We start from the raw sequence: 17,405 nt of genomic DNA, 5'->3' as shown, positions 1-17,405 counted from the left end.
GGAGCTGGGACGTCGGCGGCTGTAGCGTGATGCGCCCGCAGGCGGGACACCGGTCGAACGACCGGCAGGGGAGGGGCCGTCTTGAGCCAGTACTACGCCATGGGCGACCGGACGCTCTGGAACCCGTCCAACGGCGCCTCCCGGTTGTTCCTGGGCCAAGTGGCCGTCTACGAGGCCGAGTTGAGCCTGCCGTCGGGCATCGGGCCGATGGAGGATGACGAGTGCCAGATCGACGCCGACGTGTTCGGAGCGTTCGTGGAGGCGTTGCTCGCGTGGTACCAGCGGACGCGTCACGCCGTCATCGGGGCCTTGGCCGAGGGGTTCGTCGCCACGGTGCTGGTGCTTGCGCGGAGGGCGGGCATCGAGGCGGGCCGCCAGCCGGTGGCACCCGATGTGGGCGAGAGCGGCGAGGACGTGCAGATCCCGACGGCCTCGGCTTCCTCGGGTGACGCAAGGGCAAGGGCGGCTGCTCTGCGGCTGAAGTCGCAGGAGTTGAGCCGCTTCATGACCGCCTGAGGGGCCGCCTCCTCACCCGGCAGGCCGAACCTCTTCCACCCGACCGTCGAAGCGCCCGCCCGCGAACTGCAGGCCCGCCAAGGCCAGTTCGACGGAGTCCTGGGGGATGGACGTGCCCTTGACCACCGCCAGTGTGCACGCCCCGAGCGCAGGGTCCCAGGCGGGGGCGCTGCCGGGGTGGGCGGTGAGGAAGGTCTGCGGGTGCGTCGGCCACAGGACCAGTCGCAGCATCTTCAGGCCGAGCAACGGGGAGTGCTGCACTTGCAGTGCCACGCGTCCCACTTCGGTCCAAGGCACGGCGAGGGCGAGCTCGGAACTGCCCTCCAGGCGCAGGCCGTACTGGTCGAAGAGGCAGGCCGCGCCCGTGTCCCGCAGGGCGAGGGGTGCGTACGTCGTGGCGTTGACGCCCTGCGTGAGGTCCGCGTCGGGGGTGCGGGCGGCGCGGCGCAGGCGTTTGGTGAAGGCGTCCCCGGTGGCCCCGCTCGCGAACCCCCGGACCGCCTTCACGAACGCCACGGGCGAGGGACGCATCACCCGCACCGGCGCCCGGACCGTCCCGGACGGGGGCGGCGGCGTGGGGGCATCGGGGGCGGACATGGCGACCGATCGTAGCGAAGGCGCCGCTCGCGGATCGCGGACTTCCGCAGCGGCGGAACCTCCGAGCCCCCTCTGCATGTCCTCGTCCCCGACGGGGGAGGGAGCGGTGCGGTGACGGTGTTGGTGACTTTCCTGGTGTTCCTCTACTACGTCGGCGCCGCCGCCTCGACCGTGGGGCTGATCGCCTCGGCGTTCCGGGCCCGGGCCGCCGGTACGGCCAGGTCGTCCGCCGCCGCGCGTGAACTCGGCCCGTTGGAGGCGGCGTTCCTGACGGGCGGCCCCGGGCAGGTCGCGGACGCCGCCCTGACGGCCATGCACGCCGACGGGCTGATCACGGTCGTCCGGCCCGGACTGGTCGGCGTGGGGCAGGGATCCGCGCGGCACCCCGTGGAGCAGGCGGTGCTCGACGCGCATGCAGCGGCGCCGAGCAGCGCGCTGGAGTGGATACGGATCGGCACGATGCGCAGCCCGGCCGTTCAGGCGGTCGGTGACGACCTCGCCCGGCGCGGGCTGCTGGTCCGACCGGACGCACAACGCGCGCTGCGGAGCTGGGCCGAGCGGCAGATGCTGCTGTCGTTCGGGGCGGGCCCGGTCGCCATCGGCCTGACGTTCCTCCAGTTCTCGGAGCTGGACGGCGGCGGCACCCCGCTCCCGTTCTTCCTGACGGTGCTCCCGGCCTGCCTGGCCGGGTACTTCGGCGGCTGGGGTTTCCTGGCGGTGTTCGGCGGACGGTGTACCGCCGCCGGCAAGCGGGCGCTGCGCGATTTCCGGCGGAGGGCGGACGGGAACGACCCGCTGCACCTGGTGGCGTGCTTCGGCCCCCGGAGCGCCCCGGACCCGCTGATGCGCGAACAGTTGACGATCACGAGCAAGATGCGGGCCACGAGCGCAGGACCGGGCGGCTCCGGTAGTTCCGGTCATCCCTCGTTCGTCGGCGACGCGGCCGTGACGTGGTGCGGCGGTGGCGACGGTGCGTCTTGCGGCGGGCCGTCGTGCGGCAGTTCGTCCGCCGGGGCGGGCGGTGGCTCAGGGGGAGGCTGGTCGAGCGGGGACAGCTCGGGAGGTTCGTCGTGCGGAGGTTCCTCCGGCGGAGGCGGCTCCAGTTGCGGCAGCAGTTCCTGAGCCCCACCCGGCGGAGCCGCCCTCACCAGGCGGAGCCGCGCCCTGCCCGCGGGTGCTGCCGGCCCGCCGGTGCTGCCAGCCCGCGGGCGCGCCGGGCCCGCCGATGCGCCCAGGCCGTCGTCAGCGCGTCCCCGCTCAAGCCGCCGCGCGAAACACGTACGCAGTCATCGGCGCCGTGACCGGACCGGGGCCCAGGCGGGCGGTCATCTCCTCCACGACCGTGGACCGCACGGCCGCCGTGTCGTCGGTGCGGTCCTCGACGGCCGCGCGTACCGGAGTGCCGGTGAGGTACCCCGTGGCCAGGTCGGCGGTCGACGGTGCTCGGCCCTGGAGGGTGAGTTCCTGCTCGGCCTCGACGGTGAACCCGGCGGCCGTCAGGTCGGCGGCCACGGTCGCGGGGTCCGCGTAGCCGTGCGGAACGCGCTGGAAGAACCGCGGCGGGTCCACGGGGAAGGCCCGTTCGAGCCCGGCCTGCAGGGCGACCTCGAAGCCGTGCGTCTCGAACGGCCCCCACGTGTTGAACAGGAACCGGCCGCCCGGTCCGAGCACACGGCGGACCTCGGCGAAGGCGGCGACGCGGTCGGGGAAGAACATCACCCCGAACTGGCAGACCAGCAGGTCGAACCCGCCGTCCGGGAAGGGCAGCCGCTGCGCGTCGGCCTGCCGCCACTCCGCGCCCGGGGCCCGGGTCGAGCCGAGGGAGACCATGGCCTCGTTGAGGTCGGTTGCCGTCACCTCGGCGGACGGGACCGCGTCGAGCAGACGGGCCGTCAACACGCCCGTACCTGCGGCCAGTTCGAGGACCCGGCGCGGACGGAGCGCGGCCGCGCGGGCGGCCAGGTCGTCGGCGAAGGGCCGGAAGACCACCGGCACGAGGTACCGCTCGTAGGCCGCCGGCATGGACTCGGACCAGCTTCGGTCGGCGTCGTTTCCCGTCATCCGCCCGACGGTAGCGGCGCGACAGGAGCCGCTTCCCCCGCCGCGCCGTTCCACGGGCGAGCCTGGTCGGTCACTGCACCGGCTGGGCGGCGCCCGTGGGCCTCACGCGCGATTGCGCCGCTGGTCGCCGCTGTCGCGCCGCAGCTGGTCGGTGTGGCGGGTGATGTCGTCCACGCGGGCGGCGAGGTCGGGGTGGCGGGGCTCCAGATGCGCGTACGTGGCGGCCAGCGGGGCGACGACATCGGCGGCGTCGTCGGCCGCCAGGGCGTGGGTGAGGTCGGCGAGGGCGGTCCGGGAGGCGGCGGGCAGGTCGGTCAACGCGGTGATCTGACCGGCGAGTTGGCGGAGCTCCGCCGCGTTGGCGCGGGCCCAGGCGATCACCGAGCGGTCGGCGGCGCGGCGGTCCCGGGTGGCCTGCACGCGCTGTTCCCTCGTGGACCCCGGCGTTCCGGGACGGACGCGGAGGTAGCGCCGTTCGGCGGCCTGTCGGCTGGAGACGCCGAGGGGGTGGGCGAGGTCGGCCCAGCTGGCGCCCGCCGCTCTCGCCTCCTCGATCAGGGCGGGCTCCCACGCGGCGAGCTGGTCGCGCACCTCCCGGAGCAGCAGCAGGGCGGCGAGCGCCTGCTCCGAGCCGGTGTCCCCGGAGCCGAGGCGGGACACCGAGCCCGTGTCCCCGGAGCCGAGACGGGACCCGGCCGCCCCGGAGGAGGCGGATGACGACGGCCTCGAGGGTTCCGCCGTCGACGTGTCCCGTTCCGCGCCCGGCGCCGTACCGGCCCCGTCGAGGGCCTCGCGGATCGCGTTCAGCGTGAGGGCGGCCGCCGTGAAGGAGGCGGGGCCCGGGGCGTGCGGGCGGGGAGCGTTCCGTTCGTCGGCGGGCATGGTTTCCCTCCTTGCGGAGCGTCCAGTGTGTGTCGTCATGGCGACGACAACAGGCTTGTCATCGGATGGACGACATGTTACAAGAGAAAGCAGGTGGACGCATTGGCGCACAGTGCCTGAGCTGAACACTGGAGGTGTTTCGATCATGTTGATGCGTACCGACCCCTTCCGTGAACTGGACCGGCTCGCCCAGCAGTTCCTGAACACGTCCGGCACGTGGTCGCAGCCGTCGGCGATGCCGATGGACGCGTACCGCGAGGGCGACGAGTATGTGATCGCCCTCGACCTGCCCGGTGTGTCGGCGGACTCGATCGACATCGACGTCGAGCGGAACATGCTGACGGTGAAGGCCGAGCGGCGGCCCGTGAGCAAGGCCGACGACGTGCAGATGGAGCTGTCCGAGCGGCCCCTCGGCGTCTTCTCGCGCCAGGTGATGCTGGCGGACACCCTGGACACGGAGCGCATCAAGGCGGACTACGACGCCGGTGTACTGACCCTGCGCGTCCCGATCGCCGAGCGCGCCAAGCCCCGCAAGATCACCGTAGGGGCGGGCTCCGCCCACAAGGAGATCAGCGGCTGAGGCGGCCGGGCGGCGACCACGAAGCCGCCCCGGCCCCTGCGGGTGACCGGGAGACGGCCCGGCCGTCTCCCGCCCCACCCCCACCCTTCACGCCCCGCACGTACGCGAGGGAGCAGTGATGGCCATGCGTTGGGAGCCGTTCCTGGACCAGATCCGGGAGCGCGGCGAGTACGAGAACCCGGAGGAAGCCGCGCGGGCGGCACGCACGGTGCTGGCCCTGCTCGGCGCGCATGTCGTGGGCGATGTGCGGGCCGAGCTCGCCGCCCGGCTGCCGGACGAGCTGGCGCTCGTCCTCCTCAATCCGCTGCAGGCCCGCGAGCCGCTCTCCCCGGAACGGTTCGTACGGGCCACCGCCGCCTGGATCGAGGGTGCGACCGAACAGACCGCCGCCTGGGACGTCGGCGCCGTGCTCAGCGTCACCGCGGACGCCGCAGGCGAGGACCTCACGCGCCGGGTGCTGCTCCAACTCCCGGCCGGGTACGACCTGTTGTTCGGCCACCCACAGCAGCCCTGACCGCCCGCGACCTCCTTGACCACAACCGCGAAAACCCACAACAGCACACGAGAAAGGCGACCCGCCCGCGATGCCCGACCAGCAGACGCTCCGCCGCCAGCAGACGCACCGCACCCAGCCGACGCTTCACCAGCAGGCGTCCCACCGGCCCCCGGTCGGCATGACGTTCGAGCAGATGCTGGAGATCGTGCGGTACGAAGGGGCCTACCCCACGCGTGAGCGGGCCGAGGAATCCGTGCGTGCCGTGCTGGCCGCGCTCGGACGGCAGCTCGCGGGCGACGAGCGGGTGGACCTCGCGGCCCGGCTGCCGCACGAGGCCGCCGTCGTCCTCGCCTCCGAGATCCCCGCCCGTGAGCCCCTGACCGGCTGGGGTTTCGTGAAGGACCTGGCCTCCCGTACCGGCCGCGCGGCCGCCACCACCCGCTGGGACACCGGAACCGTCCTGCACACCGTGGCCCGGATCGCGGGGGAGGAGCTGCTCACCCGGATCCTGGACCAACTCCCGCCCGGGTACGCCCTGTTGTTCGGGCGTGCCGAACTCACGCAGACGGCCGCACGGCGGCGGACCGGAACGCCGAGTCAGGCCGAGGCGACGGCGGGGGCGGGCACGGGCTGAACCGCCTGCCGGCGCACACCGTCAGGGCTCAGCCGGAACAACGCTCAGCCAGAACAACGCTCAGTCGGAACAACGCTCAGCGGAACAACCGGTCCATCTCGTCCGCCAGCCGCAGCACGTCCCGCCGCCCCTTGCGGGAGTCGGCGTTGTGCAGGGCCTGGAGGGCGGACCCTTGGACGATGGGGAGTTCGGCGCCCTGGAAGCCCAGCTCCTCCAGGAGTTCGCGGATCTCCAGCTCGATGACGATCTCGACGTCGGGGTCGTTGAGCACGTCGAGCTTGTTCAGGAACACCGCGACCTCGGTCACGCCGGCCGCGCTGGCCGCTTCGAGGTACTCGCGGGTCTCGGGCATCGGCCCTTCGTCGCCGGCCACGACGAGCAGCACGCCGCCCAACTGGTCGGCGCCCACGGCGAGCCGGGACTGGAAGTCGGCGGGGTCGAGGCAGTCGTACAGCTGGTACGGCCCGCGTCCCGTGCTGAACTGCCCGGCCGGCTGCGGAGGTTGACGGTACTCGTACGGCAGCAGCTCGCTCAGTGCCCGTGCGACGGTGCTCTTGCCGTGCTCACGGGACCCGACGACCGCCGTCTGCACCACCGGCCCCTTGCCGCCCTTGCGTCCGAAACCAAACATGGGCCCGCTCCTTCGATCGCCGTGCACCTGCCCGGCCAGGCAGGCTACTGGCCCACCCGGCCCGCCCGCCCGTCGGGGCGGCAACCGGGCCTCGAACAACCCGAAACGCCCCTCACGTCCCCGTCCTGGCGTGCGCGGGCAGCCCGCGCTCGGCCCACAGCAGCGCCCCCGCCCCGGCCAGGACCAGCGCGGCGAGCACCGACCACAACTGCCACGTACCGGCGTCGAGCAGCAGGCCCAGGAGCAGGGGTGCGACGGTCCGGCAGAGCGACCAGGAGAGCTGGTACACGGACAGATACCGCCCCCGCAGGTGGTCCGGCGCGGCCTGCACGGACAGGCTCTGCGCCGGCCCCGAGTGCACCAACTCGCCGACGGTGTACAGCACCGCCACCGCCAGCACCGCCACGACCACGTCCGTACGGCCGCCACGGCCATCGCCCGCCAAACGCGGCAGCAGCGCGAACGCGGCGAACGACAGCGCGAAGATCCCGGCCCCGAGCGCGGCGGTACGGGCACGCCTGCCCCGCAGCGTCAGCCGCGCGACCGGCACGCCGAGCACGGCTACCAGAGCGGTGTTGACCGCGAACACCGCCCCCGCCAGCGCCTCCGGCAGTCCCACGTCCCGCGTCAGGAACACCGGCAGCGCCATGGCCTGCGTCGTATAGCCGAAGGCGATCAGGAAGTTGGCGGCCGTGACGGTCAGGTACGGCCGGTCGGCGAGCACCCGCCGGTACCCCTCCGCCCGCCGCGCGGCCCCCGCCCGCCCCTCCACCCGCCGCGCGGACTCCTCCCGTACGACGGCGGCGGGCACGGGGATACGGGCGACGAGCGCCGCGGCGAGCGCGAACAGCACGGCCAGCGCGACGGCCGCCGCCGTGAAACCGGTGCTGCCGTCGAGCGCGAGGAGCCCCGCCGCGGCCAGGCTGCCCGCCCCCATGCCCGCGTTGCGGAGGCTGCGGTCCCACGCCAACAGCCGGTCCCGCTCGGCGCCTTGGGCGATCTCCCCGATGAGCGCCTGCTGGCTCGGCGACGCCGCCCACATCCCGACCGCGACGAGCAACGCGACCGCCAGGAAGGCGGCGTACCCGTCGGTGAAGGGGTACGCGGCGAAGCCGAGCGCCCGCAACGCCAGCGCGGCGAGCACCGCGCGCTTCGCGCCGAACCGGTCGATGACGATGCCCACGACCGGCATGACCGCGAGCGCGCACAGCCCGGCGAGCGTCAGCCCGGCCCCGATCGCCGTGAGCGACAGTCCGGTGAGCGCCTGCACGAAGAGCATCGTCAGCGGTACGTAGACACCGTCCCCGAGGGAACCGACCAGGCTCGCGGCGACGAGGCGACGGCGCGTGGCCTTGCCGGAGGCCGTGGGCGAGGTCGCAGGGGAGGTCGTGCGGGAGTCGGGGTGGTCGGAGGTGAGGGGCCGGGAGACGCGTATCGCTTCCATATCTTCCACGGAAGAGAAATTACCTTCCAGGGAAGATACAATCAACGGTCATGGAGAACGAAGCCGACAAGACCAACGAGACGGCCGACGAGGCGGGCGGCGTCGCCGACCCGACCGCCGCGATCGTCGACCAGTGGAAGCGGGAACGCCCCGACCTGGACCCGACCCCGATGCTCGTCGTCGGACGCCTCTTCGCGCTCACCGGCGTACTCGACCAGCGCCTGCGTCCACCCTTCGCCGAGGCGGGCCTGGGCAACGGCGACTTCGACGTCCTTGCGGCACTCCGCCGCTCCGGCGAGCCCTACGCCCTGTCGGCGGGGGAGTTGAGCCGTACGGTCCTGGTCACCACCGGCGCCGTCACCAAGCGCGTCGACCGGCTCGAGGCGCGCGGCCTCGTGAGCAGATCCGTCGCCGCGCACGACTCCCGGGGGCGCCTCGTCACCCTCACCGCGGAGGGCGTCGAGCTCGCCGACACCCTCATCGCCACCCATCTCGCCAACCAGCGCCGCCTCCTCGCAGGCCTGGACGACCGCTCCCAGGCCCAACTCGCGGACCTGCTGGGCCGGTTGGCGACGACGCTCGCGGCGGGGGAGGGGGCGGCAGGGGTGGAGGCGGAGGGGTAGTCGAACTCCGCGCCCGGCCGCCGGAGTGGTCGATCATGGGCGGATGACTGCCTTCTATCACGTGTGCTTCGTCGTCCCGGACATCGAGCAGGCCATGCGGGACTTCGAGCGGGCGGCCGGGGTCGAGTGGAGCGAGCCCCTGGCCGACCGGCTCGGCGAGTGGGACTACCGCATCGTCTTCACCACGGGCGGCCCGCCGTTCATCGAGCTCATCGAGGGGCCGCCGGGCAGCCCCTGGGACGCGGCCGAGGGCGCCAGGTTCGACCACATCGGCTTCTGGACAACCGACCTGCGGCGCGGTGCGCGGCGGCTGGCGGAGGCGGGCCTGCCCGAGGACTTCTCCGGCTGCCCCTACGGCCGGCCCTTCGCGTACCACCGGATGGACAGCGTCGGCGCCCGCGTCGAACTCGTCGACATCGCCCGGCAGGCCGCGTTCCTCGACAAGTGGCACCCGGGCGGCGAGCCCATGCCCGCCGTCGACGAGTCGTCCGGAGGCTGAGACCGGCATTGCCCGCCAGGCCCACTTGCGAATAGTTTGCAATAAGCCCCGCGAGTGGGCCGCAGTCCGGGCTCTTCCGATGAGGATCAGAGGATCGATGGTCTCCAGCGCTTCACCGAAAGCCACAGCCGCAGCCGCATCCCCATCGGCATCCGCATCCGCGTCGGCCTCCGCATCCGGATCGGCCGGCCGAGCGGGCGGCAGCCTTCGTGCCGCCTTCTCGCCCGCCGAGTGGCGGTCCATCGGCGGGATGAGCGCTTTCGTCGTGCTGCTGCACATCGTCGGGTGGGGCGTGCTGATCTTCGCCGTCGCGCCGCACGGCTACCAGTTGGGCAGTGCGGGCGTCCTCGGCGTCAACGTCGGGCTGACGGCCTACCTGCTCGGTGTGCGGCACGCGTTCGACGCCGACCACATCGCCTCCATCGACAACACCACCCGCAGACTCGTCGGCGAGGGCAAGCCGTCCGTGAGCGCCGGCTTCTGGTTCTCGCTCGGGCACTCCTCCGTCGTCTTCGTGGCGAGCCTGCTGCTCGCCTTCGGCGTGCGCTCCGTGGCGGGCGTCGTGCAGAACGAGAACTCCGACACCGCCCAGCTCCTCGGCCTGATCGGCACGATCGTCGCCGGGACCTTCCTGCTCCTCATCGGCCTGCTGAACCTCGCCGCCGCCGTCGGCATCGCGAAGGTCTTCCGCAAGATGCGCGCCGGGGAGTACGACGAGGCCGAGCTGGAACGGCACCTGGACAACCGCGGCTTCCTGGCCCGCCTCCTCGCCCGCGCGACCAAACGGGTCAGCAAGGCCTGGCACCTCTACCCGGTCGGCCTGCTCATGGGCCTCGGCTTCGACACCGCCACGCAGGTCGCCCTCCTCGTCCTCGCCGCGGGCTCGGCCGCGTACGTCCTGCCGTGGTACGCGATCCTGGTCCTGCCCGTGCTGTTCGCCGCCGGGATGAGCCTCTTCGACACCGCTGACGGTGTCCTCATGTCGCGGGCCTACGCCTGGGCGTTCCTCAAGCCCGTACGCAAGGTCTTCTACAACCTCACCGTGACCGTGCTGTCCGTCACCGTCGCCCTCGTCATCGGCGTCCTCGTCCTCACCGGGCTCCTCGTCGAACGCCTGGGCATCGAGTCCGGACCGCTGGCGTGGATCGCCTCCCTGGACCTGGACTACGTCGGCTTCACCATCGTCGGCCTCTTCCTGCTGACCTGGGCCGTCGCCCTGGCCGTGTGGCGGTTCGGGCGCATCGAGGAGAAGTGGACCGGGACGGCCCCGGCCGCGCCCGGCCGCACCGAACGCTGAGCCTCCCGGTCGGGCCCCGTCCCGGCTTCCGCTTCTCCTCGTACGTGGGTTCCGTATCCGTGGGTACCCGACTCCCAGGGGGACGTGACGAGAGGAGCGTGCGTCATGAGAGGGCCTGATCCCGGGCCGGAGCGGACCCCCGGCCTCGACGCGGGCGGGGGAGTTCCCCCAGGTGAGACCCCGCCCGGTGAGGCGGGAACCTCGGCCGGCATCTCGTATCCGCAGCGCGAGCTGCGCAAGGGCTGGGGCGCCATGCCCATCGCCCTGATCGTCGTCGTGACCGTCCTGGTCGCGGTCGGCCTGATCGCCATGGCCGTGTCCCTGCTGGCCTAGCCGCCCCTCCCACGGGGCCCGCGCGTGCACGAGGAGGACTCATGCTGACTGCCATCGCCGACGTGCTCCGGTCCATCGGCGGAGCCATCGCCACCGTCGTCACCCTGCCCTTCCGCGCCGTCGCCCGCCTCTTCGGCGGGGCCGCGGACAGCACCCACGGCAGGCACTGACGTCCCAGGAACAACGCGGAGGGGGCCCGCCCGGCGCCGATCAACGCGGAGGGACCCGCCCGGCAGCAGCGGGCGGGTCCCATGTTCGACAGCGGGCAGGGGCCGAGCCACATGGACGCCCCACCCGGCCGCTCAGCCCAGCGCGCCCGCCGCCACCCGCAGGTCCGCCACCAGGCCCGCGTACACCTCGTCGCGGTTGTCGCCCGCGCGCAGCACCGCCGACGGGTGGATCGTCGCCACGACGGCGTCGGCCTCCAGCCCGTCCGGCGGGTCGAGCACGGAGCCCCGCTCCTGCGTCACGCGGAAGCCGGAACCGTACAGCGCCTTGCCCGCGGTGGCGCCAAGGGCGACCACCAACTCCGGCTTGACCAGGTGGAGTTCGGCCGTGAGCCAGGGGTGGCAGGCCGAGAGTTCACGCAGGGTCGGCGGCTTGTGGATGCGCCGTTTGCCGCGCTCCTCCTGCAGCTCGAACTTGAAGTGCTTCACCGCGTTCGTCACGTACGTGTCGTCCGGGTCGATGCTCGCCTCCGCGCAGGCCCGCCGCAGCAGCTTCCCGGCCGGTCCCACGAAGGGCTCGCCCTGCCGGTCCTCCTGGTCGCCGGGCTGCTCGCCGAGCAGGACGACGCGCGCGGAGAGGCGCCCCCGGCCGAACACCGTCTGCGTGGCGTCACGGAACAAGGGGCACCCCTCGCACCCCGCGGCCGCCTCGCGCAGCTCGCCGATGCGGGCGCCCTCCGGGACGAAGGGCGTCGCGTCGTACGCCTCGGGGCCGGGCACCGGGGGCTCGGCTCACTCGGGGTGGTCCGGCTGCTGGTCGGGCGGAACCCCGCCGCCCTCGCCGCCGCCCTTGCGGCCCTTGTCCGTGCCGTGCGCATGCTCGGTGCCGCCGGGCGCCCTGCGGTCCATGCCGGCCTTGTTCTTGGCCTGTTCCAGCGGCGTGGCCGCACTCCGGCCGTCCCGACGCTCCGACGGAGACTGCGGGTTCGACATCTCACCTCACCTCTCTCGACACGTACGTACTGCTCGCTCTCGACCCGTACGCGCGGCTCTCTCGCGGCACGTACGTACTGCGCGTACTAACGGGTGGGTCACCAGCTCAGCGGTTCCGAAACAGTGCGGCCCCGCGGACCGCCGGGGTGTTTCGGGCGGCGCCGCGCGGCTACCCGGCGTCCATGGCGAGCTCCCACATCCATGTCCTAGGGCTCGACGACAAGAACCTGGCGACACTCCGCAAACTCCCGGGCGCCGACCCGTACCGCTTCCACGGCCTGCTGACCCGTGCCGAGCTGCAGGACGCCGAGACCCCGGTGCCCGCACTGCTCGAACGCGCCGAGCGGGTCCTGGCCCGGGCGGAGGCCGAGCCCGACGCGATCGTCGGGTACTGGGACTTCCCGGTCAGCCTGATGGTGCCGCTGCTCTGCGCCCGGCACGGCCTGCGCGGCCCCGACCTGGAGGCCGTGCTCAAGTGCGAGCACAAGTACTGGAGCCGCCTCGAACAGCGCGAGGTCATGGACGAGGTGCCCTGGTTCGCGCTCGTCGACCCGGACGAGGAGAACACTGTGCCGGACGACATCCCGTTCCCGGTGTGGCTCAAACCCGTGAAGTCGTACGCCTCCCAGCTCGCCCTGCGCGCCGCCGACCGTAAGGAGTTCGACGCGGCGCTCGCGCGGATCCGGGACGAGGCGGGAGCCATCGGCGACCGGCTCGCCGACGTCCTCGACCTGGTCCCGCTCCCCGAGCAGATCGAGGCGGCCGGGCCGCGCGCCTGTCTGGCGGAGGAGGAGCTGTCCGGCGCCCAGGCCACGGTCGAGGGCTACAGCCAGGGCGGCCGCGTCACCGTCTACGGCGTCGTCGACTCCGTCCCGTACCCCGGTAAGTCGAGCTTCCTGCGCTACCAGTACCCCTCGTCGCTGCCCGCGCACCTGGTGCGGCAGCTGGAGGACGTCACCAAACGCGTGATCTCCCGGTTCGGGCTCGACGACGCCACGTTCTGCGTCGAGTACTTCTGCCTCCCCGAGAAGGGCAGGTTCAGCCTCCTGGAGATCAACCCCCGCCACTCGCAGTCCCACGCGGAGCTGTTCGAACTCGTCGACGGCATCGCCAACCACCACTGCATGATCCGGCTCGCCCTCGGCGAGAACCCCCAACTCCCCTTCCGGCAGGGCAGGTTCGAGGTCGCCGCCAAATGGTTCCTGCGGCGCTTCACCGACGGCACGGTCACCGCACGCGCCGGCGACGCCGAAATCGCCGAACTGGAGGCCGACCTGGACGGCGTACGGGTACGGCCCCTGGTCGACGCGGGCACCCGGCTCTCCGAAGCCCCGCACACCCACGACAGCTACAGCTACGAACTCGCCCACCTCTACATCGGAGCCCACGACGAGCAGGAGCTGCGCCGCAAGTACGACCAGTGCGTGTCCGCCCTGGGCTTCCACGTCGAGGAGGTCCCCTGATGCGCGAAGTGCGCCATCTCCCCTTCCCCGTACGCGAGGACGAGCACCTGTGGATCCCGATGCCCGACGGCACCCGGCTCGCCGCGCGGCTCTGGCGGCCGGTGTCCTCGGACGACGATCCCGTACCGGCCGTCGTCGAGTACATCCCCTACCGCAAACGCGACCTGACCGCGGTCCGCGACTCCGTCCACCACCCCTACCTCGCCGGCCACGGCTACGCCTGCCTCCGCGTCGACCTGCGCGGCACCGGCGAGTCCGAGGGCGTGCTGACGGACGAATACCTGGAACAGGAGCTGCAGGACGCCGAGGACGTCCTCGCCTGGGCCGCCGAACAGCCCTGGTGCGACGGCAGCACCGGCATGATGGGCATCTCCTGGGGCGGCTTCAACGCCCTGATGGTCGCCGCCCGCAAACCGGCCAGCCTGCGCGCCGTCGTCATCGCCTCCTTCACCGACGACCGGTACGCCGACGACATGCACTTCATGGGCGGCTGCCTGCTCTCCGACAACATCTCCGAGTCCGGCGTCATGTTCGCCCGCACCTCCTGCCCGCCCGACCCGGCCCTGGTCGGCGAACGCTGGCGGGACATGTGGTTCGAACGGCTCGACGGCAGCGGGCTCTGGCTGCACGAGTGGCTGCAGCACCAACGCCGCGACGCCTACTGGAAGTTCGGCTCGGTGTGCGAGCAGTACAGCGACGTGCAGGTGCCCGTCTTCGCGGTGAGCGGCTGGGCGGACGGCTACTCCAACGCCGTGTTCCGCCTCATGGAGCACCTGGACGTGCCGCGCCGCGGACTCGTCGGCCCCTGGTCGCACAAGTACCCGCACCTCGGCGAACCCGGCCCGGCGATCGGCTGGCTCCAGGAGGTCGTCCGCTGGTGGAACCGGTGGCTGAAGGACGAGCCGGACAGCGAACCCGACGAGCCGATGCTCCGCGTGTGGCTGCAGGACAGCGTCGCCCCGTCCACCGCGTACGAGGAACGCCCCGGCCGCTGGGTCGGCGAACCCTCCTGGCCCTCCCCGCACACCGTCGTACGGGCCCTGCCGCTCGCCGACCACCGCCTGGCCGAGCCGGACGAGTCGCCGCCGGCGCAGGACCTGCCCGTCGAATCGCCCCTGTCCGTCGGCCAGTTCGCCGGCAAGTGGTGCTCGTACGCGGCCCCGCCCGACCTGCCGTACGACCAGCGCGAGGAGGACGGCGGCTCGCTCGTGTTCAACTCCGACCTGCTGGAGGAGCGGCTGGAGATCGTGGGCAGGCCCGCCGTCGAGCTGGAGGTGTCGGTGAGCGAACCCGTGGCGATGATCGCCGCCCGGCTCTCCGACGTCCGCCCCGACGGCAGCGCCACCCGGGTCACCTTCGGCCTGCTCAACCTCACGCACCGGGACGGGGACGAGGAGCCCGAGCCGCTCGTGCCCGGCGAACGGTACCGGGTGCGGGTCCCCCTCAACGCCGTGGCGCAGGCGTTCCCGCCCGGCCACCGGATCCGGCTCTCCCTGTCGACCTCGTACTGGCCGCTCGCCTGGCCCCCGCCGCGGCCCGTCCGCCTCACCGTGCACACCGGGGCGAGCCGGCTGCTGCTCCCGGAACGCCCGCCGGACCCGGCCGCCGACGCGGCACTGCGGCCGTTCGAGGAACCCGAGGGGGCGACACCGCTGCCGGTGACCCGGCTCGCCCCGGGCGACCAGCAGTGGACGGTCTCCCGCGACCTGGTCGGCTACCGCTCGGAGTTGCGGGTGGTGAAGGACGCGGGCGTCATCCGGCTCGACGACATCGACCTCGAAGTCGGCCACCACGTCGCACAGCGGTACGGGTCGGTGGCCGACGACTTCACGTCCGTGTGGGGCCGCGTCGAGACCACCATGACGTTCACACGCGGCGACTGGCAGGTCCGCACCGAGACCCGCACGACCCTCACCTGCACGGCGGACGAGCTGCAGCTCGACGCCCAGCTCGACGGCTACGAGGGCGCGCGCCGCGTCTACTCCCGCAACTGGTACGAGACGGTCCGACGCGACCTGCTCTGAGCCCTGTCCGTGCGGTGAGCCTCATTCGTTGGGCCGGGCCGCGCTGATGTCGCCGAGCGCGGAGTCCGGGTCCCGTTCGACGGCCAGATCGCCCAACGACACGATGCCGACCGGGCGTTCACCCTCGACGACGGGGATCCGGCGCACCGAACGCTCCCGCATCAGGCCGATGACCCGGTCGACGTCGTCGTCCGGCGAGACGGTGGCCACGTCGCTGCTGCAGGCGGTGGCGGCGGTCCGGTCGTTGATGGAGCCGCCCTCGGCCATGACCCGGACGACGAGGTCCCGGTCGGTCACCACCCCGCGCAGCCGCCCGTCGTCGACCACCAGCACGTCGCCGACATCGTCCCGGCGCATCAGCTGGGCGATGTCGATGACCGAGGTCAGCGGGGCGACGGTGACGAGGTCCGTCGTCATGATCTCGCGCACCTGCTGAGGCATGATTCCTCCTTCGCGACCGGTACCCGCGGGCACCGGGGGCTCGTACGTGGCGGTCAAGGAGAGCCGTGGAGGTCCGGCGTGGGCGCCACCGGGGGCGCGGAGGGCGCGGCCGCGGCGGCGTCGGCGGCGCGGACGAGCCCCACCGGCTCCCCGGCGGCGACCACGACCGCGTACCTGGCCGACGCGGCCCGCATGCGCCGCCCCGCCTGCCGTACGTCCTCGTCGACCCGCACCGTGACCGCCTCGCGCGGCACGGCCCGCGCCACCGGCACGCGCCGCGGGTCGGCGCCGTCCCCGACCGCCTCGACCAGATCGTGCTTGTCGACCAGACCGACCAGTTCGCGGTCGGCGACCACCATCACCAGTCCGGTGCCCCGCTCCCGCATCACCTGCGCCACGGCGGTCACGGACGCACGCGCGTCCACGGCGGTCGGAGCGTCGGCCATGATGTCCCGCACGTCGTTGATCATGTCGGTTCCCCTGTCGGACCGTGGCCCGGCCCTGTCGCCGCGCCTGCTCGCCGAGTACCCCCGCGCGCCCCGCTCCAACGCCCGCCCCGTCCCGTACGCGGCCCCGCCGCCCGCGCATGAACGCAGCTCAACAGGGCAACCGGGGAGAGGAAGGCAGGCGCCCTCGGCGCGCGACCGTGCGGCCGACGCGCCGGCCCCACAGCGTCCTGGAGGCTGCTCTGGTGACCGACAACGAGGGGCGTCGAGCACGGAACCCCGCGGCCAGGGACGTACGGACGCGGATCACCGTCCTCGTCGCCCTCACCGCCAACCTCGTGATCGCAGCGGCCAAGGCGGTCGCCGGGTTCCTGGCCGGATCGCCCGCCCTGCTGTCGGAGGCGGCCCACTCGGTCGCGGACTGCCTGAACGAGGTGTTCCTGCTCGTCGCCGTACGCCGCAGCAGACGCCCGCCCGACGCCCGCCACCCCTTCGGCTACGGCAAGGAACGCTACTTCTGGGCTCTCCTCGCGGCCGTGGCGATCTTCGTCGTCGGCGGCTGCTTCTCGGCGTACCAGGGCGTGCACGCGCTGCGCTCGGGCGGGCCGGAGTCGGCGGCGGGCTACGAGGCGGTGCTCGCCGTGCTCGGCGTCGCCCTCCTCGCCGAGGGATCCTCCCTGCTGCGCGCCCTCCACCAGGCACGACGACGCCGGGACGGCGCCGCGGACCCCGCCCTGCGCACGGTGATCGCGGAGGACACGACGGCCGTGGTCGGCGTGCTCGTCGCGACGGTCGGCATCGTGCTGCACCTCGTGACCGGCCGGGTCGTCTGGGAGGCCGGGGCGTCCCTGGTGATCGGGGCGCTGCTGCTGTGCGTGGCGTACCGGCTGGCCCGCGAGGCCCGGGACCGGCTGATCGGCGAAGCGGTCGACACGGAACTGCGCACCGCCATCGGGGACTTCCTCGCCGCCCAGGACGAGATCGACAACGTCGCGGCCCTCCTGACCATGCGGCTCGGCCTCGACTCCGTGCTGGTCGCCGCCCGCGTCGACCTCGTGCCGGGGCTGGACAGCGAGGAGGTCGAACTGGTCTGTGTGCGGCTCAAGCGGCGCATCACCGCGAAGTGGCCGCAGGCCGCGTTCGTGTTCCTCGACATCACCGAGGCGCCCGGCCTCGACGAGTCCCTGCCCTCCTCGGCCATGGGCGGCCGCATCTGAACCACCCCCGGGGGCACGCCTCGGGCCACCCCTGAAGCCCCCCGTTTCGGCCGCCCGCGTA

22 protein-coding genes are annotated in these 17,405 nt (G+C 73.0%); 13 read left to right on the top strand and 9 right to left on the bottom strand.

The features are described from left to right. Positions 1 to 81 precede the first annotated feature (81 nt). Positions 82 to 516, top strand: coding sequence for a DUF6086 family protein (locus ACIDOF_RS31295; protein WP_409009544.1), 435 nt, complete (start codon positions 82 to 84; stop codon positions 514 to 516). A gap of 12 nt (positions 517 to 528) precedes the next feature. Here ACIDOF_RS31295 and ACIDOF_RS31290 read toward each other — a convergent pair whose 3' ends face one another. Then, on the bottom strand, positions 529 to 1,113 hold the full coding sequence (locus ACIDOF_RS31290) for a hypothetical protein (protein ID WP_409009543.1): 585 nt from the start codon (positions 1,111 to 1,113) through the stop codon (positions 529 to 531). Positions 1,114 to 1,224: 111 nt separating this feature from the next. On the opposite strand from ACIDOF_RS31290, the gene ACIDOF_RS31285 reads away from it, so the two are divergent. Continuing rightward, positions 1,225 to 2,235 (top strand): TIGR04222 domain-containing membrane protein, encoded by a 1,011-nt coding sequence (locus ACIDOF_RS31285; protein WP_409009542.1) that lies wholly within the window; start codon positions 1,225 to 1,227, stop codon positions 2,233 to 2,235. Positions 2,236 to 2,370: 135 nt separating this feature from the next. Here the strand turns inward: ACIDOF_RS31285 and ACIDOF_RS31280 are convergent, their stop codons facing one another. Then, positions 2,371 to 3,174 carry a class I SAM-dependent methyltransferase gene (locus ACIDOF_RS31280; protein ID WP_409009541.1) on the bottom strand — a complete coding sequence of 268 codons (804 nt, stop codon included), beginning with the start codon at positions 3,172 to 3,174 and terminating at the stop codon, positions 2,371 to 2,373. A 102-nt stretch (positions 3,175 to 3,276) separates the two neighbouring features. After that, a complete protein-coding gene (locus ACIDOF_RS31275) occupies positions 3,277 to 4,056 on the bottom strand; it encodes a type III effector protein (RefSeq protein ID WP_409009540.1) in 780 nt (259 codons plus the stop codon). Between the two features lie 145 nt (positions 4,057 to 4,201). On the opposite strand from ACIDOF_RS31275, the gene ACIDOF_RS31270 reads away from it, so the two are divergent. The 3 genes from ACIDOF_RS31270 (at position 4,202) to ACIDOF_RS31260 (ending at position 5,766) form a co-directional block, all read left to right on the top strand. Further along, the gene (locus tag ACIDOF_RS31270) at positions 4,202 to 4,636 is read left to right on the top strand and encodes an Hsp20/alpha crystallin family protein (RefSeq protein ID WP_409009539.1); all 435 of its coding nucleotides are present in this window, start codon (positions 4,202 to 4,204) and stop codon (positions 4,634 to 4,636) included. 118 nt (positions 4,637 to 4,754) lie between these two features. Then, positions 4,755 to 5,150: a DUF2267 domain-containing protein gene (locus tag ACIDOF_RS31265; RefSeq protein ID WP_409009538.1), complete on the top strand. Its 396-nt coding sequence runs from the start codon at positions 4,755 to 4,757 to the stop codon at positions 5,148 to 5,150. A 160-nt stretch (positions 5,151 to 5,310) separates the two neighbouring features. After that, complete coding sequence (locus ACIDOF_RS31260) at positions 5,311 to 5,766, top strand: DUF2267 domain-containing protein (RefSeq protein WP_409009624.1); 456 nt, start codon at positions 5,311 to 5,313, stop codon at positions 5,764 to 5,766. Positions 5,767 to 5,842: 76 nt separating this feature from the next. Here the strand turns inward: ACIDOF_RS31260 and ACIDOF_RS31255 are convergent, their stop codons facing one another. Together ACIDOF_RS31255 and ACIDOF_RS31250 are read right to left on the bottom strand one after the other, a co-directional pair. After that, positions 5,843 to 6,397 carry a GTP-binding protein gene (locus tag ACIDOF_RS31255; protein WP_409009537.1) on the bottom strand — a complete coding sequence of 185 codons (555 nt, stop codon included), beginning with the start codon at positions 6,395 to 6,397 and terminating at the stop codon, positions 5,843 to 5,845. A 112-nt stretch (positions 6,398 to 6,509) separates the two neighbouring features. After that, positions 6,510 to 7,841: an MFS transporter gene (locus tag ACIDOF_RS31250; RefSeq protein ID WP_409009623.1), complete on the bottom strand. Its 1,332-nt coding sequence runs from the start codon at positions 7,839 to 7,841 to the stop codon at positions 6,510 to 6,512. Between the two features lie 50 nt (positions 7,842 to 7,891). Here ACIDOF_RS31250 and ACIDOF_RS31245 point away from each other — a divergent pair, with 50 nt between their 5' ends. The 5 genes from ACIDOF_RS31245 (at position 7,892) to ACIDOF_RS31225 (ending at position 10,763) form a co-directional block, all read left to right on the top strand. Next, on the top strand, positions 7,892 to 8,464 hold the full coding sequence (locus ACIDOF_RS31245; protein ID WP_409009536.1) for a MarR family winged helix-turn-helix transcriptional regulator: 573 nt from the start codon (positions 7,892 to 7,894) through the stop codon (positions 8,462 to 8,464). Positions 8,465 to 8,507: 43 nt separating this feature from the next. Further along, positions 8,508 to 8,963, top strand: a complete 456-nt coding sequence (locus ACIDOF_RS31240; RefSeq protein WP_409009535.1) for a VOC family protein — start codon at positions 8,508 to 8,510, stop codon at positions 8,961 to 8,963. A gap of 250 nt (positions 8,964 to 9,213) precedes the next feature. After that, positions 9,214 to 10,260, top strand: a complete 1,047-nt coding sequence (locus tag ACIDOF_RS31235; protein ID WP_409009534.1) for a HoxN/HupN/NixA family nickel/cobalt transporter — start codon at positions 9,214 to 9,216, stop codon at positions 10,258 to 10,260. A 105-nt stretch (positions 10,261 to 10,365) separates the two neighbouring features. Then, the gene (locus tag ACIDOF_RS31230) at positions 10,366 to 10,593 is read left to right on the top strand and encodes a DUF6480 family protein (RefSeq protein ID WP_409009533.1); all 228 of its coding nucleotides are present in this window, start codon (positions 10,366 to 10,368) and stop codon (positions 10,591 to 10,593) included. A gap of 41 nt (positions 10,594 to 10,634) precedes the next feature. Beyond that, on the top strand, positions 10,635 to 10,763 hold the full coding sequence (locus tag ACIDOF_RS31225) for an LPFR motif small protein (RefSeq protein WP_409009532.1): 129 nt from the start codon (positions 10,635 to 10,637) through the stop codon (positions 10,761 to 10,763). A 132-nt stretch (positions 10,764 to 10,895) separates the two neighbouring features. Here ACIDOF_RS31225 and ACIDOF_RS31220 read toward each other — a convergent pair whose 3' ends face one another. After that, on the bottom strand, positions 10,896 to 11,540 hold the full coding sequence (locus ACIDOF_RS31220) for a UdgX family uracil-DNA binding protein (protein ID WP_409009531.1): 645 nt from the start codon (positions 11,538 to 11,540) through the stop codon (positions 10,896 to 10,898). Positions 11,541 to 11,552: 12 nt separating this feature from the next. Beyond that, positions 11,553 to 11,753 (bottom strand): hypothetical protein, encoded by a 201-nt coding sequence (locus tag ACIDOF_RS31215; protein WP_409009530.1) that lies wholly within the window; start codon positions 11,751 to 11,753, stop codon positions 11,553 to 11,555. 182 nt (positions 11,754 to 11,935) lie between these two features. Between ACIDOF_RS31215 and ACIDOF_RS31210 the strand changes: the two genes are divergently transcribed. Then, entirely contained in the window at positions 11,936 to 13,216 is a 1,281-nt protein-coding gene (locus ACIDOF_RS31210) for an acetyl-CoA carboxylase biotin carboxylase subunit family protein (protein ID WP_409009529.1), read from the top strand. Beyond that, positions 13,216 to 15,240 carry a CocE/NonD family hydrolase gene (locus ACIDOF_RS31205; RefSeq protein WP_409009528.1) on the top strand — a complete coding sequence of 675 codons (2,025 nt, stop codon included), beginning with the start codon at positions 13,216 to 13,218 and terminating at the stop codon, positions 15,238 to 15,240. Before ACIDOF_RS31210 ends, ACIDOF_RS31205 begins: the two co-directional genes overlap by 1 nt. A 21-nt stretch (positions 15,241 to 15,261) precedes the next feature. Here ACIDOF_RS31205 and ACIDOF_RS31200 read toward each other — a convergent pair whose 3' ends face one another. Both ACIDOF_RS31200 and ACIDOF_RS31195 read right to left on the bottom strand, forming a co-directional pair. Beyond that, positions 15,262 to 15,681: a CBS domain-containing protein gene (locus ACIDOF_RS31200; protein WP_409009527.1), complete on the bottom strand. Its 420-nt coding sequence runs from the start codon at positions 15,679 to 15,681 to the stop codon at positions 15,262 to 15,264. Between the two features lie 53 nt (positions 15,682 to 15,734). Beyond that, positions 15,735 to 16,151, bottom strand: coding sequence for a cyclic nucleotide-binding/CBS domain-containing protein (locus ACIDOF_RS31195; protein WP_409009526.1), 417 nt, complete (start codon positions 16,149 to 16,151; stop codon positions 15,735 to 15,737). A gap of 221 nt (positions 16,152 to 16,372) precedes the next feature. Here ACIDOF_RS31195 and ACIDOF_RS31190 point away from each other — a divergent pair, with 221 nt between their 5' ends. Continuing rightward, positions 16,373 to 17,344 (top strand): cation diffusion facilitator family transporter, encoded by a 972-nt coding sequence (locus tag ACIDOF_RS31190; RefSeq protein ID WP_409009525.1) that lies wholly within the window; start codon positions 16,373 to 16,375, stop codon positions 17,342 to 17,344. Positions 17,345 to 17,405: the final 61 nt, after the last annotated feature.

This window comes from Streptomyces sp. Da 82-17, from assembly GCF_046098215.1.
GTDB lineage: Bacteria > Actinomycetota > Actinomycetes > Streptomycetales > Streptomycetaceae > Streptomyces.
Note: the sequence above shows the minus strand (reverse complement) of the source record. Positions and strands in the feature narration are given on the sequence as shown.

Bases quoted from the DNA above. Each gene is read 5' to 3' on its own strand.
- ACIDOF_RS31290 (WP_409009543.1), bottom strand. From the start codon at position 1,113: ATGTCCGCCCCCGATGCCCCCACGCCGCCGCCCCCGTCCGGGACGGTC.
- ACIDOF_RS31280 (WP_409009541.1), bottom strand. From the start codon at position 3,174: ATGACGGGAAACGACGCCGACCGAAGCTGGTCCGAGTCCATGCCGGCG.
- ACIDOF_RS31275 (WP_409009540.1), bottom strand. From the start codon at position 4,056: ATGCCCGCCGACGAACGGAACGCTCCCCGCCCGCACGCCCCGGGCCCC.
- ACIDOF_RS31270 (WP_409009539.1), top strand. From the start codon at position 4,202: ATGTTGATGCGTACCGACCCCTTCCGTGAACTGGACCGGCTCGCCCAG.
- ACIDOF_RS31265 (WP_409009538.1), top strand. From the start codon at position 4,755: ATGGCCATGCGTTGGGAGCCGTTCCTGGACCAGATCCGGGAGCGCGGC.
- ACIDOF_RS31260 (WP_409009624.1), top strand. From the start codon at position 5,311: ATGACGTTCGAGCAGATGCTGGAGATCGTGCGGTACGAAGGGGCCTAC.
- ACIDOF_RS31255 (WP_409009537.1), bottom strand. From the start codon at position 6,397: ATGTTTGGTTTCGGACGCAAGGGCGGCAAGGGGCCGGTGGTGCAGACG.
- ACIDOF_RS31250 (WP_409009623.1), bottom strand. From the start codon at position 7,841: ATGGAAGCGATACGCGTCTCCCGGCCCCTCACCTCCGACCACCCCGAC.
- ACIDOF_RS31245 (WP_409009536.1), top strand. From the start codon at position 7,892: ATGGAGAACGAAGCCGACAAGACCAACGAGACGGCCGACGAGGCGGGC.
- ACIDOF_RS31240 (WP_409009535.1), top strand. From the start codon at position 8,508: ATGACTGCCTTCTATCACGTGTGCTTCGTCGTCCCGGACATCGAGCAG.
- ACIDOF_RS31235 (WP_409009534.1), top strand. From the start codon at position 9,214: ATGAGCGCTTTCGTCGTGCTGCTGCACATCGTCGGGTGGGGCGTGCTG.
- ACIDOF_RS31230 (WP_409009533.1), top strand. From the start codon at position 10,366: ATGAGAGGGCCTGATCCCGGGCCGGAGCGGACCCCCGGCCTCGACGCG.
- ACIDOF_RS31225 (WP_409009532.1), top strand. From the start codon at position 10,635: ATGCTGACTGCCATCGCCGACGTGCTCCGGTCCATCGGCGGAGCCATC.
- ACIDOF_RS31215 (WP_409009530.1), bottom strand. From the start codon at position 11,753: ATGTCGAACCCGCAGTCTCCGTCGGAGCGTCGGGACGGCCGGAGTGCG.
- ACIDOF_RS31210 (WP_409009529.1), top strand. From the start codon at position 11,936: ATGGCGAGCTCCCACATCCATGTCCTAGGGCTCGACGACAAGAACCTG.
- ACIDOF_RS31205 (WP_409009528.1), top strand. From the start codon at position 13,216: ATGCGCGAAGTGCGCCATCTCCCCTTCCCCGTACGCGAGGACGAGCAC.
- ACIDOF_RS31200 (WP_409009527.1), bottom strand. From the start codon at position 15,681: ATGCCTCAGCAGGTGCGCGAGATCATGACGACGGACCTCGTCACCGTC.
- ACIDOF_RS31195 (WP_409009526.1), bottom strand. From the start codon at position 16,151: ATGATCAACGACGTGCGGGACATCATGGCCGACGCTCCGACCGCCGTG.